At 69.6% G+C, this 15240-nt stretch carries 11 protein-coding genes; 5 read left to right on the top strand and 6 right to left on the bottom strand.

From position 1 onward, the window contains the following. Positions 1–134 precede the first annotated feature (134 nt). The 3 genes from JJB11_RS05235 to JJB11_RS05225 all read right to left on the bottom strand — a co-directional run bounded on the left by JJB11_RS05235 (position 135) and on the right by JJB11_RS05225 (position 3612). Positions 135–1325: a sensor histidine kinase gene (locus JJB11_RS05235; RefSeq protein ID WP_201166819.1), complete on the bottom strand. Its 1191-nt coding sequence runs from the start codon at positions 1323–1325 to the stop codon at positions 135–137. A gap of 23 nt (positions 1326–1348) precedes the next feature. Further along, complete coding sequence (locus JJB11_RS05230) at positions 1349–2062, bottom strand: response regulator (RefSeq protein ID WP_242528817.1); 714 nt, start codon at positions 2060–2062, stop codon at positions 1349–1351. A 173-nt stretch (positions 2063–2235) separates the two neighbouring features. Further along, positions 2236–3612, bottom strand: a complete 1377-nt coding sequence (locus tag JJB11_RS05225) for an AmpG family muropeptide MFS transporter (protein ID WP_201166818.1) — start codon at positions 3610–3612, stop codon at positions 2236–2238. Between the two features lie 31 nt (positions 3613–3643). Here JJB11_RS05225 and JJB11_RS05220 point away from each other — a divergent pair, with 31 nt between their 5' ends. The 3 genes from JJB11_RS05220 to JJB11_RS05210 all read left to right on the top strand — a co-directional run bounded on the left by JJB11_RS05220 (position 3644) and on the right by JJB11_RS05210 (position 7476). Next, entirely contained in the window at positions 3644–4480 is an 837-nt protein-coding gene (locus tag JJB11_RS05220; protein WP_201166817.1) for a M48 family metallopeptidase, read from the top strand. A 141-nt stretch (positions 4481–4621) separates the two neighbouring features. Beyond that, entirely contained in the window at positions 4622–5071 is a 450-nt protein-coding gene (locus JJB11_RS05215; RefSeq protein ID WP_201964603.1) for a MarR family transcriptional regulator, read from the top strand. A gap of 170 nt (positions 5072–5241) precedes the next feature. Continuing rightward, complete coding sequence (locus JJB11_RS05210; RefSeq protein WP_201964602.1) at positions 5242–7476, top strand: alpha,alpha-trehalose-phosphate synthase (UDP-forming); 2235 nt, start codon at positions 5242–5244, stop codon at positions 7474–7476. Between the two features lie 27 nt (positions 7477–7503). Here JJB11_RS05210 and JJB11_RS05205 read toward each other — a convergent pair whose 3' ends face one another. Next, complete coding sequence (locus JJB11_RS05205) at positions 7504–9438, bottom strand: PAS domain-containing hybrid sensor histidine kinase/response regulator (RefSeq protein WP_201166815.1); 1935 nt, start codon at positions 9436–9438, stop codon at positions 7504–7506. Between the two features lie 160 nt (positions 9439–9598). Here JJB11_RS05205 and pyrF point away from each other — a divergent pair, with 160 nt between their 5' ends. Continuing rightward, on the top strand, positions 9599–10423 hold the full coding sequence (pyrF, locus tag JJB11_RS05200; RefSeq protein WP_201166814.1) for an orotidine-5'-phosphate decarboxylase: 825 nt from the start codon (positions 9599–9601) through the stop codon (positions 10421–10423). Between the two features lie 104 nt (positions 10424–10527). Here pyrF and JJB11_RS05195 read toward each other — a convergent pair whose 3' ends face one another. Further along, entirely contained in the window at positions 10528–10785 is a 258-nt protein-coding gene (locus JJB11_RS05195) for a GlsB/YeaQ/YmgE family stress response membrane protein (protein WP_201166813.1), read from the bottom strand. Positions 10786–10876: 91 nt separating this feature from the next. Next, positions 10877–13768: an excinuclease ABC subunit UvrA gene (gene uvrA / locus JJB11_RS05190; RefSeq protein WP_207189885.1), complete on the bottom strand. Its 2892-nt coding sequence runs from the start codon at positions 13766–13768 to the stop codon at positions 10877–10879. 249 nt (positions 13769–14017) lie between these two features. Here uvrA and JJB11_RS05185 point away from each other — a divergent pair, with 249 nt between their 5' ends. Continuing rightward, complete coding sequence (locus JJB11_RS05185) at positions 14018–15226, top strand: MFS transporter (RefSeq protein WP_201166812.1); 1209 nt, start codon at positions 14018–14020, stop codon at positions 15224–15226. The last annotated feature ends 14 nt before the right edge of the window (positions 15227–15240 follow it).

Below are 15240 nucleotides of genomic sequence, written 5' to 3'. Positions count from 1 at the left end.
AGACCACCGCGCTTCGGTGCTCCATCCGCCATTCGGCTGAGGGAGAGGACCGTTGGGCGGGTCGGCCTGATGAATCACATCTTCGTGATTTTTCCCTCACTTGGCGAGAGCCATTCGGCCATTTTTACGGTGGGTTACATCTCCCCGCAGGGGAGGGTCAGGACGAAGCAGGCGCCGCCGCCGGGGTTCGCCTCGCAGCGCGCAGAGCCGCGATGCCGCTGGGCGATCGAGCGCACCAGCGCCAGCCCCAGGCCGACGCCGCCCTCGCGCTCGTACGCGCCGCGCAACCGGTAGAACGGCTCGAAGATCCGCTCGCGCTCCGGCTCGGGCACGCCCGGGCCGCGGTCGCAGACGCGCACGATCGCCTGGTCGCCATCGCGGCGCAGGTTCACGGTCACGGGCCCGTTGCTGTAGCGGCGCCCGTTCTCCAGCAGGTTGCGCACCGCGCGCCGCAGCAGCTTGGGCACGCCCGGAACGACCACGGCGCGGGCTGTCTCGGCTTCGTCCAGTTCGGCGCCGGTGCGGGCGCTTTCCTCGGCGACCAGCCCCGTGAGGTCCACCGCTTCGATCGTGCCGATGTCCGCCTCGCGCGCATCGAGCCGGCTCGCCAGCAGGATCTCGTCGATCAGCTGGTCCAGCTCGCCGATGTTGCGCGTGATCTCGTCGCGCGAGCGCGGCGATGGCTCCGGGTCCATCAGCTCCAGCCCCATGCGGATGCGGGCCAGCGGCGAGCGCAGCTCGTGCGAGGCATTGGCCAGCAGGGACTTGTTGGCCTTGAGCAGGTTCTCGACGCGCTCGGCCGCATGGTTGAAGCGCAGGGCGAGGAAGGCGACCTCGTCGTGCCCTTGCACCGGCAGGCGCGTGCTGAGGTCGCCTTCGCCCCAGCGCTCGACCCCGCGGCGCAGGCCTTCCAGCCGCATCGTGAGCCGGCGCACCACCGGGTAGCTGCCGACGGCGACGGCGACGGCCACGATGGCCAGCAGCCAGAAGAAGCCCATCTGGCCGCGCGGAGGCCAGATGCGGGCTTCGCCGCCGGGTGGACGCGGACGCGGCGGCAGCTGCACGGTCAGCGTGCGGCCATCGTTCATCCGCACATCGAACTCGACGCCCTGGCCGGGGACGCGGTTGGGCCGGACCATGCTCTGGCCGACGATCTCGTCGCGGTCGTTGCGGATGACGACTTCGCGCGCGGGAGGCTGCTGCTGCTCCCAGCTCTTGCGCATGAGCCAGCCGAAGGCGACCGTGAGCAGGCCGACCGCCACCACGACGGCGAGCCAGATGCGCAGGTACAGGGGGAAGCGCCAGCGCGCGTTCCAGGAGGTCATCGGCGAAAGGCTTTTCCTGCTGGTCAGTCCTGCTGCTTGGCGAACACGTAGCCCACGCCGCGGACGGTGAGGATGCGCTTCGGGACCTTGGGGTCGGCTTCGATGGCGGCGCGGATGCGCCCCATGTGCACGTCGATGGAACGGTCGAACGCCTCCAGCTCGCGGCCGCGCACCGCTTCCATGATCTGGTCGCGGGTGAGCACGCGGCCGGCGCGTTCGGCCAGCACGACCAGCAGGTCGAACTGGTAGGACGTCAGCTCCGCCGGCTTGCCGGCCACCGAGACGGTGCGGGCGTCGCGGTCGATCTCCAGCGAGCCGAAGCGCATGGACTTGGCCGGCGGCGGGGTGCCGTCGCTGCGGCGACGCAGGATCGCCCGGATGCGGGCGAGCAGTTCGCGCGGCTCGAAGGGCTTGGGCAGGTAGTCGTCGGCGCCGAGCTCCAGGCCGACGATGCGGTCCATGGGATCGCCCTTGGCGGTGAGCATCAGCACCGGCACCTTGCCGCTGTCTCCCGGCAGGGCGCGCACGCGGCGGCACACCTCCAGGCCGTCGAGGTCCGGCAGCATCAGGTCGAGGACGACCAGGTCCGGCGTGGTGCCGGCGGGCGGGTCTTCCAGCAGGTGCAGGCCGGCCTTGGCATCGGCGGCATGGGTGACGCCGAAGCCGGATCGCTCCAGGTACTCGCCCACCATGTTGGCGAGGCGGGTGTCGTCTTCGATCATCAGGAGTTGCTGCATGGAGGGAAATGGTAGTGGGACCGGTCACGGGGACCGCACAACTGCATGGTCGGGCGGCCCCATCGCATGCGCTTGAAGGTGCCGTAAAGTTAGGTAAACAGCAATCTCCATTCCCCGCCCCGCCAGCGACGGCGGACTGCGCGTCATGCGAGCGCTCGCTGCGCCGCTACGCCTTACCTGGCCTGCCTGCTCCCGCGCCGCTGCAAGCGCCACAGCAGCAGGAACAGCAGGAAGGGCGGGATGGCGGTGAGGCCCGTTCCGACGAACGCGGTCGCATAGGCCCCCAGCAGGCCGTAGCCCGGCGTCAGTGCATCCACCGTCACGCCCGAAAAGCCCTTGAGCAGCTTGCCCAGCACCGCGTAGGTGGACGAAAGCATCGCGTACTGCGTCGCGGTGTAGCCCAGCGTCGTCAGGCTGGACATGTACGTGACGAGCGCGACGCCGGCAAAAGCCTGCGCGAAAGAGTCGAGCGACATCACCGCGGCGAACGTCGTCGCGTCCGCGTGGAACGCGAGCAGGGCGAATGCCGACGTGCCGAAGGCCTCGAGCACCAGGCCGACCAGCAGGGTGGGCAGCATGCCGATGCGCACGGAGCACAGGCCGGCCGCCGCCAGTCCCAGGAAGGTGGTGACCAGGCCGAAGGATCCCCGCACCAGGGCCACGGTGTCCTTGCTGATGCCGAGGTCGTGGTAGTAGGGGTTGTACATCGGCCCCATCACGAAGTCGGGCAGCCGGTAGAGCGCGACGGCCAGCAGGATCAGCAGGCCGGTGGCCCGGTGCTTGCGGAAGAAGTCGATGAACGGCCCGAGCAGCGCATCGACCAGCCCGCGCCGGGTCCACAGCGGCGGCTTCGCGTGGAGCACCGCGTCCGCGCGTGCCGGCTCGGTGGCGAAGAAGCTCGCGGCGATGCCGATCGCCATCAGCACCGCCATCGCCACGTACGACAGGGACCAGCCCACGCGCGCCGCCGCGGCGATGATGGCCGCATCGGTGACCAGCAGCGCGATGCGATAGCCCAGTTGCGCCGCCGAGGTCATCAGCCCGACCTCCTCCGCGTCCGACGCCGCCTCGATGCGCCACGCATCGATGGCGATGTCCTGGGTCGCGGAGGCGAAGGCGGTAAGCAGGGCGAAGGCGCCGATCGCCGCCAGTCCCCCGGAGACACCGACCAGCGCCATGCCGAGCAGGCCCAGCGCGACCAGGATCTGGCACAAGAGCATCCAGCCGCGGCGGCGTCCCAGCCGCCCGAGCAGGGGCACGTCCACGCGGTCCACCAGCGGCGACCAGTAGACCTTGAAGGCGTAGGCGAAACCCACCCAGGAGATGAAGCCGATGGCCTTGAGGCTGGTGCCTTCGTCGCGCAGCCAGTAGCCGAACGTGTTGGCGGTGAGCAGGAACGGAAGGCCGGAGGAAAAACCCAGCGCCAGCATCACGGCGACCTTGGGCTGGCGCAGCTCCTTCAGGACCTCCAGCGCGGAGCGCTTGCGCCGCGGCGGCGCGGCGGGTGATGCAGGCGGACTCTCGGTGGTCGTTGCGGCTGGGTCTGACATCTTGGCCTTGATTCGTCCGTATTATTCGCCCATGCGCAGGATTCGTGCTGTCCCTCCACCCCGATGCGGCTCGCGGCGTGCGTTCCTGCTCACGGCCAGCAGCCTCGTCGCCGCGCCAGTATTCGCCCAGGTGAATGTCGGTCCGCCTTCGAGCATGCGCAGCCTGGTGCCCGCGGAGGAGCTGGAGCAGGCCGCGACGCAGCAATACGGCGAGCTGCTGGAGCAGGCGCGGTCCAAGAATGCGCTGGCGCCGGACAACAATCCGCAACTGCAGCGGCTGCGCGCCATCGCCGGCCGCCTGATCGTCGATGCGCCGCGCTGGAACGAACGGGCGCGCCAGTGGCACTGGGAAGTGAACCTGATCGGCAGCAAGCAGGTGAACGCGTTCTGCATGCCGGGCGGCAAGATCGCCGTCTTCACCGGCTTGCTGCAGCAGCTGCAGGTCACGGACGACGAGCTTGCGATGGTGCTGGGACACGAGATGGCCCACGCCTTGCGCGAGCACGCGCGCGAGCGCATCGCCAAGACACAGGGCACGGGCGCGCTGCTGTCGCTCGGGGCGCAGCTGTTCGGCCTCGGGCAGCTCGGCAACGTGGCCGCCGACATCGGCACCCAGCTGCTCTCGCTGAAGTACAGCCGCGACGACGAGACGGAAGCGGACCTGGTCGGCCTGGAGCTGGGCGCCCGCGCCGGCTTCAACCCCGAGGCGGCGGTGTCGCTGTGGGAGAAGATGGACCGCGCTGCGGGCGCGGGCGGCGGCATGGCCTTCCTGTCCACCCACCCGTCGGGCCCGGACCGCATGCGCCGCCTGAAGGAAAACATTCCGCGCGTGGAAGGCCTGTACCGGCAGGCGCTCGCCCGCCGCTGAACGCAAGCCGCAGGCTGGACTGCCCGACGCCCCGAGGTGCCTCCCCAGCCGAGCCCCTAAGATGGCGGGATGGGGACTGGAACAACTAACACCAAACCACGAACAACCAGGGCGGCCAGCGCGGAGGCGACCGAGCCGGCCGTGCGCGTGCTGCGGCGCTTCCGCATGGTCTTCAACGCGGTGAAGAGCCACTTCCGCGCGGTGGAGACCAAGGCCGGGGTGTCCGGGGCCCAGCTCTGGGCCCTCAGCGTCATCCAGGAGCATCCCGACATCGGCGTCGGCGAGCTGGCGCGCGCGATGGACATTCACCAGTCGACCGCCAGCAACCTGCTGCGGCCCCTGCTGGAAAAGGGCCTGGCCGTCGCCCAGCGTGGTGGCGAGGACCGCCGCGCCGTCCAGCTGCGCGTGACCGCCAAGGGCGTCAAGGTGCTGGCGAAGGCGCCCGGGCCGTTCTCGGGCGTGCTGCCCGAGGCGCTGGCCCGGCTGGACGCACGCACGCTCGGCCGCCTCGACCGCGACCTCGCCATCCTGATCCAGGAGCTGGGTGTGGACGACCGGGCCGCGCGGATCCTGATGGGCAGCGACGACTGAAGGGCGCAGCCGGTCCGTCCTGCACGGGCCGGGCGGACTGCGCCGGCCGGATCAACGCCTCGAAAGCGGTTCGGGCGGAACATGCATGCGCGCGGGCTCCCTCTCGCGCCGGGGAACTCTGCCGTAAAGTATTTGTCAAAATGCATCACGCCTCCTGAGCTTGCCCGACATTGAAAACATTCCGACTGCAGCTGCGCTTCCTCGTCCCGCTGGTGATCATCCTGGTGGGGACCGCGTACCTGGCCGTTCCGATCATGGACAAGCTGACGCTGCGCTGGTTCGCGCGGGACCTCGACATGCGCGGCAACCTGGTCGCGACGGCCCTGTCGGACTCGCTCACGGACTCGGAGACGCGCGGCCGCAAGCTGCAGGCCATCTTCGACCGCGCCGTGCAGGACGAGCGCCTGGTCGCCATCGGCTGGTGCTCCACCAGCGGGCAGGTCGTGCGGCGCACGGCGCGCTATCCCAAGGACCTCGGCTGCGAGGAGGCCAGGGAGATCGCATCGCGCCAGGAGGCGGCCATGGAGATCGAGGGCGGTCCCGTGCACGTGAGCTACCACCCGATCGTGAGCGAGGCCGGCCCGGTGGGCGACCTGGTGCTGATGCACGACCTGAGCTTCATCGAGCGGCGCAGCCAGGACACGCGCAAGTACCTCATCATCCTCATCGCCGCCCTCGGCGGGGCGATCGCACTGGTCACCGTGGTCGTTGCGCAGTTGAGCTGGCGCGGCTGGGTCTCGGGCGCGCAGGCACTGCTGCGCGGGGAAGGGCTGTTGCGCCCGATGCTGCCGCCGGTGCCGGAGCTCGCGCCACTCGCCGCGGACCTGCGTGAACGCCTGCGCGACCTCGAAGACGAATACCGCCGCATGCCGCGCTCCGACGAGGGCTGGAGCGCCGAGCGCCTGCAGTCGCTGCTGCGCACGCAGTTGCGCGGCGACCAGGTCATCGTGGTGTCGAACCGCGAGCCCTACATGCACGAGAAGCAGCCGGACGGCAGCCTCGTCGTGCGCCGCCCCGCCAGTGGACTGGTGACCGCCGTGGAGCCGGTCATGCGTGCGTGCTCGGGCACCTGGATCGCGCATGGCAGCGGCAGCGGCGACCGCGACGCGGTGGACCGCCACGACCACGTGGCCCTGCCGCCAGGCGAGAACGAGTACCAGCTGCGCCGCCTGTGGCTCACCGAGGAGCAGGAGCAGGGCTACTACTACGGCTTCGCCAACGAGGGGCTCTGGCCGCTGTGCCACGTGGCGCACGTGCGCCCGGTGTTCCGCGAGCAGGACTGGGAGCACTACCGGCGCGTCAACCAGCTGTTCGCCGATGCGGTCGTGGCCGAGGCGCGCAGCGACGATCCCGTGGTGCTGGTGCAGGACTACCACTTCGCCTTGCTGCCGGCCATGGTGCGGCGCAAGCTGCCGCGCGCGACCATCCTGACCTTCTGGCACATCCCCTGGCCCAACCCGGAGTCGTTCGGCATCTGCCCGTGGCGCAGCGAGATCCTGGAGGGGATGCTGGGCAGCACGATCCTGGGCTTCCACACGCGCTTCCACTGCAAGAACTTCATCGAGACCGTGGACCGCTACCTGGAAGCGCGCATCGAGCACGAGCACTCGACCATCAGCTTCGGCGGCGCGCAGACGCTGGTGGAGAGCTACCCGATCTCGATCGAGTGGCCGTCGCCGGAGGAAGCGCGCGAATGGCCGTCGCCGGGCGAATGCCGGGCGCAGGTGTTCGAGCGGCTCGGCATTCCCAACAGCCACCGCGTGGCGGTCGGCATCGACCGCTTCGACTACACCAAGGGCATCCTGGAGCGCCTGAACGCGGTGGAGCGCCTGCTGGAGAAGCATCCGGAGTGGCGCGAGCGCTTCACCTTCGTGCAGGTGGCCGCCCCTTCGCGCGGCGCGCTCGAGGAGTACCGGTCCTTCCGCGAGCGCATCGAGCGCGCCGCCGAACGCATCAACCTGCGCTTCGCACGGCCGGGCCAGCCGGTGATCCACCTGCTCGCCCAGCACCACGACCACGACCAGGTGACGCGCCTGTACCGCGCCGCCGACGTCTGCATGGTCACCAGCCTGCACGACGGCATGAACCTCGTGTGCAAGGAGTTCGTGGCGGCGCGCGACGACGAGCGTGGCGTGCTGATCCTCAGCCGCTTCGCCGGCGCCGCGCGCGAAATGCCCGAGGCGCTGGTGGTGAATCCCTACCACGTGGAAGAAACGGCCGACGCCCTGCACCAGGCCCTCACCATGCCGGCCGCGGAACAACGCGAGCGCATGGCGGCGCTGCGCAGCACGGTGCACGAATTCAACGTGTTCCGGTGGGCAGGACGCATGCTCACGGACGCGGCGCGCCTGCGCTTGCGCCAGCGCGTGTCGGACCGCGTGCAGCGGCACAGCACCGTCACCTGAACGCGCGTTGCAGCGCGCGCGCTGCCGCTACACGCCGGAGCGCGTCGGCGGCTTGCCGGCGCGTTCACGCGCCTCGTTGAGCAGCCTGACCAGTGCGTCCAGTTCCACCGGCTTGGTCAGGTGGGCATCGAAGCCCGCGTCCTGCGTGCGGCGCTTGTCGTCCTCGTTGCCGAAGCCGGTCATCGCCACCAGGTAGGTCGATTCGCAACCGTCGGCGCACAGCCGGCGCCGCACCTCGAATCCGTCCATGCCGGGCATCGCGAGGTCCAGCAGCACCATCTGCGGCTTCAGCCGTGCGGCCACGGCGATGCCGGCCTCGCCCTGGTACGCCGCTTCCACCTGGTTGCCGAGCAGGCGCAGCACGTCCCGCGCGCTGTCGGCGGAATCGCGGTTGTCGTCGATCACCAGCACGCGCAGTCCGCCCGACACGTCGTCCCCGCGCTGCTCGCCCGGCCCTTCGGCCCCGTCGTGGATCGCGATCGGCAGGCGCACGGTGAAGGTGCTGCCCTGGCCCAGGCCGGGACTGCGGGCCTCGATGGATCCGCCATGCATCTCGGTGAGCGAGCGCGCCAGGGTGAGGCCGATGCCCAGGCCGCTCTCCGCGGCCGCGGAGGTGCCGCCCTCGGTCTGCACGAACAGGTCGAAGATGCTCTGGATGTGTTCGGGCGCGAGACCGCGGCCGTTGTCGCTCACCTCCACGTAGGCGAAGCCGTCCGGGGCCGAGACGCGCAGGCGGATGCGGCCGCCGTCGGGCGTGTACTTCGCGGCGTTGAGCAGCAGGTTCTGCAGCACCTGCGAGAGCCGGGTGGCGTCGCCGTTCACGTACACCGGCTGGTCCGGCTGTTCGATCGTGAGCGTGTGGTGGCGGGCCGCGATCACGGGCCGTGCCGTTTCCACGCTGCGCGCAACGACGTCGGACACGCGCACCAGCTCCTTGCGCAGCCTGATCTTGCCGGTGGTGAGGCGACCCACGTCCAGCAGGTCGTCGACCAGGCGCGTCACGTGCGTGAGCTGCCGGTCGATCACGTCGCGGGCGTTGCGCAGCACCGGGCTGGCGACCGTCTCCAGCTGCATGACGGTCACGGCGTTGCGGATCGGCGCCAGCGGGTTGCGCAGCTCGTGGGCCAGCATCGCCAGGAACTCGTTCATGCGGCGGCTGGAACTCTCCAGTTCACCCAGGCGCCGCCGCTCGCTCATGTCGCGCGTGACCTTCGCGTAGCCGCGCAGTTCGCCGTCCGGGCCGTGGATCGCGCTCACCACCACGTTCGCCCAGAACAGCGAACCGTCCTTGCGCACGCGCCAGCCTTCGTCCTCGACGCGACCCTGCGTGCGCGCGGCTTCCAGTTCCCGCTCCGCTTTCTGCGAGGCCTGGTCCTCCGGCGTATAGAAGATGCTGAAGTGGCGGCCGATGACCTCCGCGGCCTCGTAGCCCTTGATGGCCTGGGCACCCGCGTTCCAGCTCTGGACGATGCCCTGCGGGTCGAGCATGAAGATGGCGTAGTCGCGCACGCTGTCCACCAGCAGCCGGAAGCGCTCCTCGCTCTCGCGCAGCTGCTCCTCGTGCATGCGGCGCTCGGTCAGGTCGCGCGTGATCTTCGCGAAGCCCGTGAGCTCGCCCATCGGGCCGTACAGCGCGGTGATCACCACGTTGGCCCAGAAGCGCGTGCCGTCCTTGCGCAGGCGCCAGCCCTCGTCCTCGAAGCGGCCGCGCGCCTTCGCGAGCCTCAGCTCCTCGTCGGGCCAGCCGCGGTCCACCGCCTCGCGCGGATAGAACACGGAGAAATGCTGGCCGAGGATTTCCTCGCGCCGCCAGCCCTTCAGCTTCTGGGCGCCCGTGTTCCAGGACATGATGTGTCCTTCGGGGTCCAGCATGAAGATGCCGTAGTCGGTGACGGCCTCGATCAGCAGCTGCAGCCGCTGTTCGACGGCGTCGCCGCGTTCGCTTGCGAGTGTCGGAGTCATGCGTTATCCGATTATGGAAAAGCGCAGGCAGGAAGGTTCGGCCCGCAGCTGCGAATCCGGTCGCGTCCTACAGTCTGCCTGCGTGAAACAAGGCAGTCGCGCGACGGCGTCCGATTTTGTCCATGTACAGACTGGATCGGCCGGAACCTAGAATCGTGCCATGACCTTCCTCGAGATGCTGCAGGGCGCCCAGGGCCGCAACCGGTCCATGCTCTGCGTGGGCCTGGACCCCGAGCCTACGCGCTTCCCCGCGCAGCTGAAGGGGGATGCGCAGCGGATCTTCGATTTCTGCGCCCGCATCGTCGATGCGACCGGTGACCTGGCGATCGCCTTCAAGCCGCAGATCGCCTACTTCGCGGCCCATCGCGCGGAGCTGCAGCTCGAACAGCTCGTGCGGCACATCCGCTCCAGTTTTCCGCACGTTCCCGTGATCCTGGATGCGAAGCGCGGCGACATCGGCTCCACCGCGGAGCAGTACGCGAAGGAGGCCTTCGAGCGCTACGATGCGGACGCAGTGACGCTGTCGCCCTTCATGGGCTTCGACTCGGTGCAGCCTTACCTGAAGTACTCCGGAAAGGGCGCATTCCTGTTGTGTCGCACGTCGAATCCGGGCGGCGACGACTTGCAGAGCCAGCGGCTCGCGTCCGTGCCCGGACAGCCGCTCCTGTACGAGCACATCGCGCAGCTCGCGCAGGGCCCGTGGAACCTCAACGGGCAGCTGGGACTGGTCGTCGGAGCGACCTATCCGGCGGAGATCGAGCGCGTGCGGACGCTCGCGCCGACGCTGCCCCTGCTGATCCCCGGCGTCGGCGCGCAAGGCGGCGATGCGGCGGCGACGGTGAAGGCGGGCTGGCGCCCGGATGCGCCGATCGTCGTCAACTCGTCGCGCGCGATCCTGTATGCGTCGTCGGGGGCGGATTTCGCAGACGCGGCGCGAAGGGAAGCGCTGCGCACGCGCGACCTTCTCGAGGCCGCGAAGGGCTGAACGCTGGGGTTCACTTCGTTCACCACCAGCCTACGAACGCCCCCGTTCGCCGCGACTTCGTAGGCTGGCGGTGAGCGCCAGCGAACCCCGGCAATGCGGGACGCTTACCGGTAATACCGCGGACGGCGGACCATCGCGACGATCACCAGCAGCACGATCGCGCCGAGGATCGAGGCGATCCAGCCGGCGGGCTGGCCCGGCCGGTACCAGCCCATCGCCTGTCCGACCCAGCCGGCGAGCAGGGAGCCGACGATGCCGACGATGGTAGTCATGATGATGCCCATGCGATCGTTGCCCGGCTTCAGCGCGCGGGCGAGCAGGCCCACGATGAAGCCGACGATGATCATGGTGATGATGGACATGGCAGTGCTCCCGGTTTCTGTTGTGTTCGGAGCATCCTAGGGCGCGCGCGCCGCCGGGCTTGTAGGCGAGGGCAGGTCCGGCCGGTGCGAATCAGGCGAGGAAGCGCTTCAGGTAATGCCCCGTGTGGCTCTGCGGGTGCGCCGCGACCTCCTCGGGCGTGCCGGCCACCACCACGGTACCGCCGCCGTCGCCGCCTTCGGGCCCCATGTCGATGACCCAGTCCGCTGTCTTGATTACGTCGAGGTTGTGCTCGATGACGACGATGGTGTTGCCGGCGTCGCGCAACTGGTGCAGCACCTTCAGCAGCAGGTCGATGTCCGCGAAGTGCAGCCCCGTGGTGGGCTCGTCCAGGATGTAGAGCGTGCGGCCGGTGTCGCGCTTGGAGAGTTCGAGCGCGAGCTTCACCCGCTGGGCTTCGCCGCCCGACAGCGTGGTCGCCGACTGGCCGAGCTTGATGTACGAGAGGCCGACCTCGATCAGCGTGTGCAGCTTGCGCGCGATCGCGGGCACCGGCTTCAGGAACTCGTAGGCGTCCTCCACCGTCATGTCGAGGATCTGCGCGATGTTGCGGCCCTTCCACTGCACTTCCAGGGTCTCGCGGTTGTAGCGCTGGCCGCGGCAGACGTCGCAGGGCACGTACACGTCGGGCAGGAAGTGCATCTCCACCTTCACCACCCCGTCGCCCTGGCACGCCTCGCAGCGGCCACCCGCCACGTTGAAGGAGAAGCGGCCCGGGCCGTAGCCGCGTTCCTTGGCCGTCGCCGTTTCCGCCATCAGGTCGCGGATGGGCGTGAACAGGCCCGTGTAGGTGGCGGGGTTGCTGCGCGGCGTCCGGCCGATGGGCGACTGGTCGACGTTGATCACCTTGTCGAAGTGCTCGATGCCCTCGATCGACTCGTGCGGCGCGGGCTCCTCGTGCGCGCGATAGAGCTCGCGCGCCACCGCCGCATAGAGCGTGTCGTTCACGAGGGTGGACTTGCCGGATCCGGATACGCCGGTGACGCAGGTGAGCAGGCCCACGGGGATGTCCACGCTGACGTTCTTGAGGTTGTTGCCCGAGGCGCCGACGATCCGGATCACCTGCGGGTCGACCTGCTCGCCCAGCCGGTTGCGCTTGCCCGGCACCGGGATCTTCAGCGCGCCCGACAGGTACTGGCCGGTCAGGGAGCGCGGATCGGCCAGCACTTCGGCCGGCGTGCCCTGCGCCACCACCTCGCCGCCGTGGATGCCGGCGCCCGGGCCCATGTCCACCACGTAGTCGGCGGCGCGGATCATGTCCTCGTCGTGTTCCACCACCAGCACGCTGTTGCCCAGGTCGCGCAGGTGCTGCAAGGTGCCGATCAGGCGGTCGTTGTCGCGCTGGTGCAGTCCGATGCTCGGCTCGTCCAGCACGTACATCACGCCGGTAAGCCCGGAGCCGATCTGCGACGCGAGCCGGATGCGCTGCGCCTCGCCGCCGGAGAGCGTCTCGGCGCTGCGGTCGAGGCTCAGGTAGGTCAGGCCCACGTCGTTCAGGAAGCGCAGGCGGTTGCCGATCTCGCGCACCACCTTGTCCGCGATCTCCGCCTTGGCGCCGTGCAGTTCGAGGTCCTCGAACCACTGCTGGCACTCGCGCAGCGTCATGTGCCCGATCTCGAAGATCGCGCGGTAGTGGGGCGCTTCGCCCAGGCGCACGTGGCGCGCCTCGCTGCGCAGGCGCGTGCCGTCGCATTCGGGGCAGGGCTGCAGGCTGCGGTAACGGGCGAGCTCCTCGCGCACCGCCGCCGAATCGGTCTCGCGGTAGCGTCGCTCCATGCTGGGGATGATGCCTTCCCAGGGATGCTTCTTGCTCACGCGCCGGCCGGCCGACGGCCCCGACTCCAGCGCGTAGTTGAAGCGGATCTCCTCCTCGCCGGAGCCGTACAGCACCGCCTTGCGGATGTGCGGCGCCAGCTCCTGGAAGGGCGCGTCCACGCTGAACTTGTAGTGCCGCGCCAGGCTCTCGACCAGCGAGAAGTAGTAGGGGTTGCGCCGGTCCCAGCCCTTGATCGCGCCGCCCGCGATGGAGAGCTCGGGAAAGGCGACCACGCGCTGCGGGTCGAAGAACTCCATCGTCCCGATGCCGTCGCAGCGCGGGCACGCGCCCACCGGCGAGTTGAACGAGAACAGCCGCGGCTCCAGTTCGGCGATGGAGTAGTGGCAGATGGGGCAGGCGAACTTGGCGTTGAACACGTGCTCGCGGCCGCTCTCCATCTCCACCGCAACCGCGCGCCCGTCGGCCAGGCGCAGCGCGGCCTCGAAACTTTCGGCCAGCCGCTGCTGCACGTCGGGGCGCACCTTCAGCCGATCGACCACCACGTCGATGTCGTGCTTCTCGGCCTTCTTCAGCTTGGGCAGGTTCTCGTATTCGTACAGCTCGCCGGCAACGCGGAAGCGCACGTAGCCCTGGCCCTGCATCTCCGCGAACAGCTCGGTGAACTCGCCCTTGCGCTCGCGTGCCACCGGCGCCAGCACCATCAGCCGCGTGTCCTCGGGCAGCGCGAGTACGGCGTCCACCATCTGCGAGACGGTCTGGGCCTGCAGCGGGATGTCGTGGATGGGGCAGTAGGGCGTGCCGGCGCGCGCGAACAGCAGGCGCAGGTAGTCGTGGATCTCGGTCACCGTGCCGACGGTGGAGCGCGGATTGTGGCTGGTGGCCTTCTGCTCGATGGCGATCGCGGGCGAGAGGCCCTCGATCACGTCCACGTCGGGCTTGTCCATCAGCTGCAGGAACTGGCGCGCGTATGCCGACAGGCTCTCGACGTAGCGCCGCTGGCCTTCCGCATACAGCGTGTCGAAGGCGAGCGAGGACTTGCCCGAGCCGGACAGGCCCGTGATCACCACCAGCCGGTAGCGCGGCAGGTCGAGATCGATGTTCTTGAGGTTGTGCGTCCGCGCCCCGCGGATGCTGATCCGCTGGCCCAGGGCCTCGTGCAGGTACTTGCCGTCGGTGCTGTCGTTCAAGGTGGGCGCGTGTCCAGGGGAACTCTCGATGATACGGGGAAGGCCGGCCACGTGCAGCGTGCCCGCACAGCTACGCGCGCCGGGCCGCTGGGATGCGGTCCAGATCGGCTTCGTGGACGATCCGCGCGCGGCAGTGCGATCACCGGTTCCGGGCAGCGGGTCCCGGCATGCCTGAAAATGCGGGGTTTTGCGCCCGGTGGCGCGGACGACCCGTACGTGACTGCCCCCTCCAAATCCTCCGCCGCCCGCATGACCCCGCTCGAGCGGCGCGCCAGCGTGTCGCTGGCGATGATCTACGCGGCCCGCATGCTGGGCTTCTTCCTGGTACTGCCCGTGTTCGCGCTGGAGGCGGCGCACTATCCCGGCGGGACCGACCCGACCCTGGTCGGGCTCGGCATGGGCATCTACGGCCTCACGCAAGGCCTGCTGCAGATCGCCTACGGCATTGCCTCCGACCACTGGGGCCGCAAGCCGGTCATCGTCGGCGGGCTGCTGGTGTTCGCCGCCGGCAGCTTCCTGGCCGCCTGGGCGCCAAGCCTGTCCTGGCTGATCGCCGGCCGCGCCGTGCAGGGGGCGGGCGCCGTTTCCGCCGCCGTCACCGCCTTGCTGGCCGACCTCACCCGCGACACGGTGCGCACCAAGTCGATGGCGCTGGTGGGCGCCAGCATCGGCCTGACCTTCGCCATCTCGCTGGTCGCCGCGCCCCTGCTCGATGCGCGCATCGGACTGCACGGGCTGTTCGTCGTGACCGGGCTGCTGGCGCTGCTGTGCATCGCGATGGTGCTGTGGTGGACGCCGAAGGCCCCCGAGCACCCGGCGCACGTCGCGCGCGGGCGGCTCTCGGATGTCCTGAAGGACGGGCCGCTGCTGCGGCTGGACATCGGCGTCTTCGCGCTGCACGCGACGCAGACCGCGATATGGTTCGCGATCCCCGCCCTGCTGGTGGACGCCGGCCTGGCCAAGGCGCACCACTGGTGGATCTACCTGCCGGCGGTGCTGGCGTCCTTCGTCGTCATGGGCGGTGCGCTGTTCCCGCTGGAGCGGCGCGGCTACCTGCGCGCGGTGTTCCTGTCGGCCGTCGGCCTGCTGCTGCTGGTGCAGCTCGGGTTTGCCGAAGCGGCGCTGCGTCCGGGCCTGCCGCTGCTGGCGGTGCTGCTGTTCCTCTTTTTCTGCGGCTTCAACACGCTGGAAGCCACGCAACCCAGCCTGGCCTCCCGGCTGGCACCGGTGCATGCGCGCGGTGCTGCGCTCGGTGTGTACAACACACTGCAATCGCTGGGATCATTCACCGGCGGGGCGGTCGGCGGCTGGCTGGCCAAGAGCGTTGGATTGTCGGGGCTGTTCGGAGCCTGCGCCGGGCTGATGCTGGTCTGGCTGGTGGCTGCCTGGCCCATGCGCGCGCCGCAGGCACGGCATTCGGCCGAGGAGGTTCTCGCCGACGAAGCCGAGGCGACATAATCGACCCAAACCCA

This window comes from Ramlibacter ginsenosidimutans, assembly GCF_016654015.1.
GTDB lineage: Bacteria > Pseudomonadota > Gammaproteobacteria > Burkholderiales > Burkholderiaceae_C > Ramlibacter > Ramlibacter ginsenosidimutans.
Note: the sequence above shows the minus strand (reverse complement) of the source record. Positions and strands in the feature narration are given on the sequence as shown.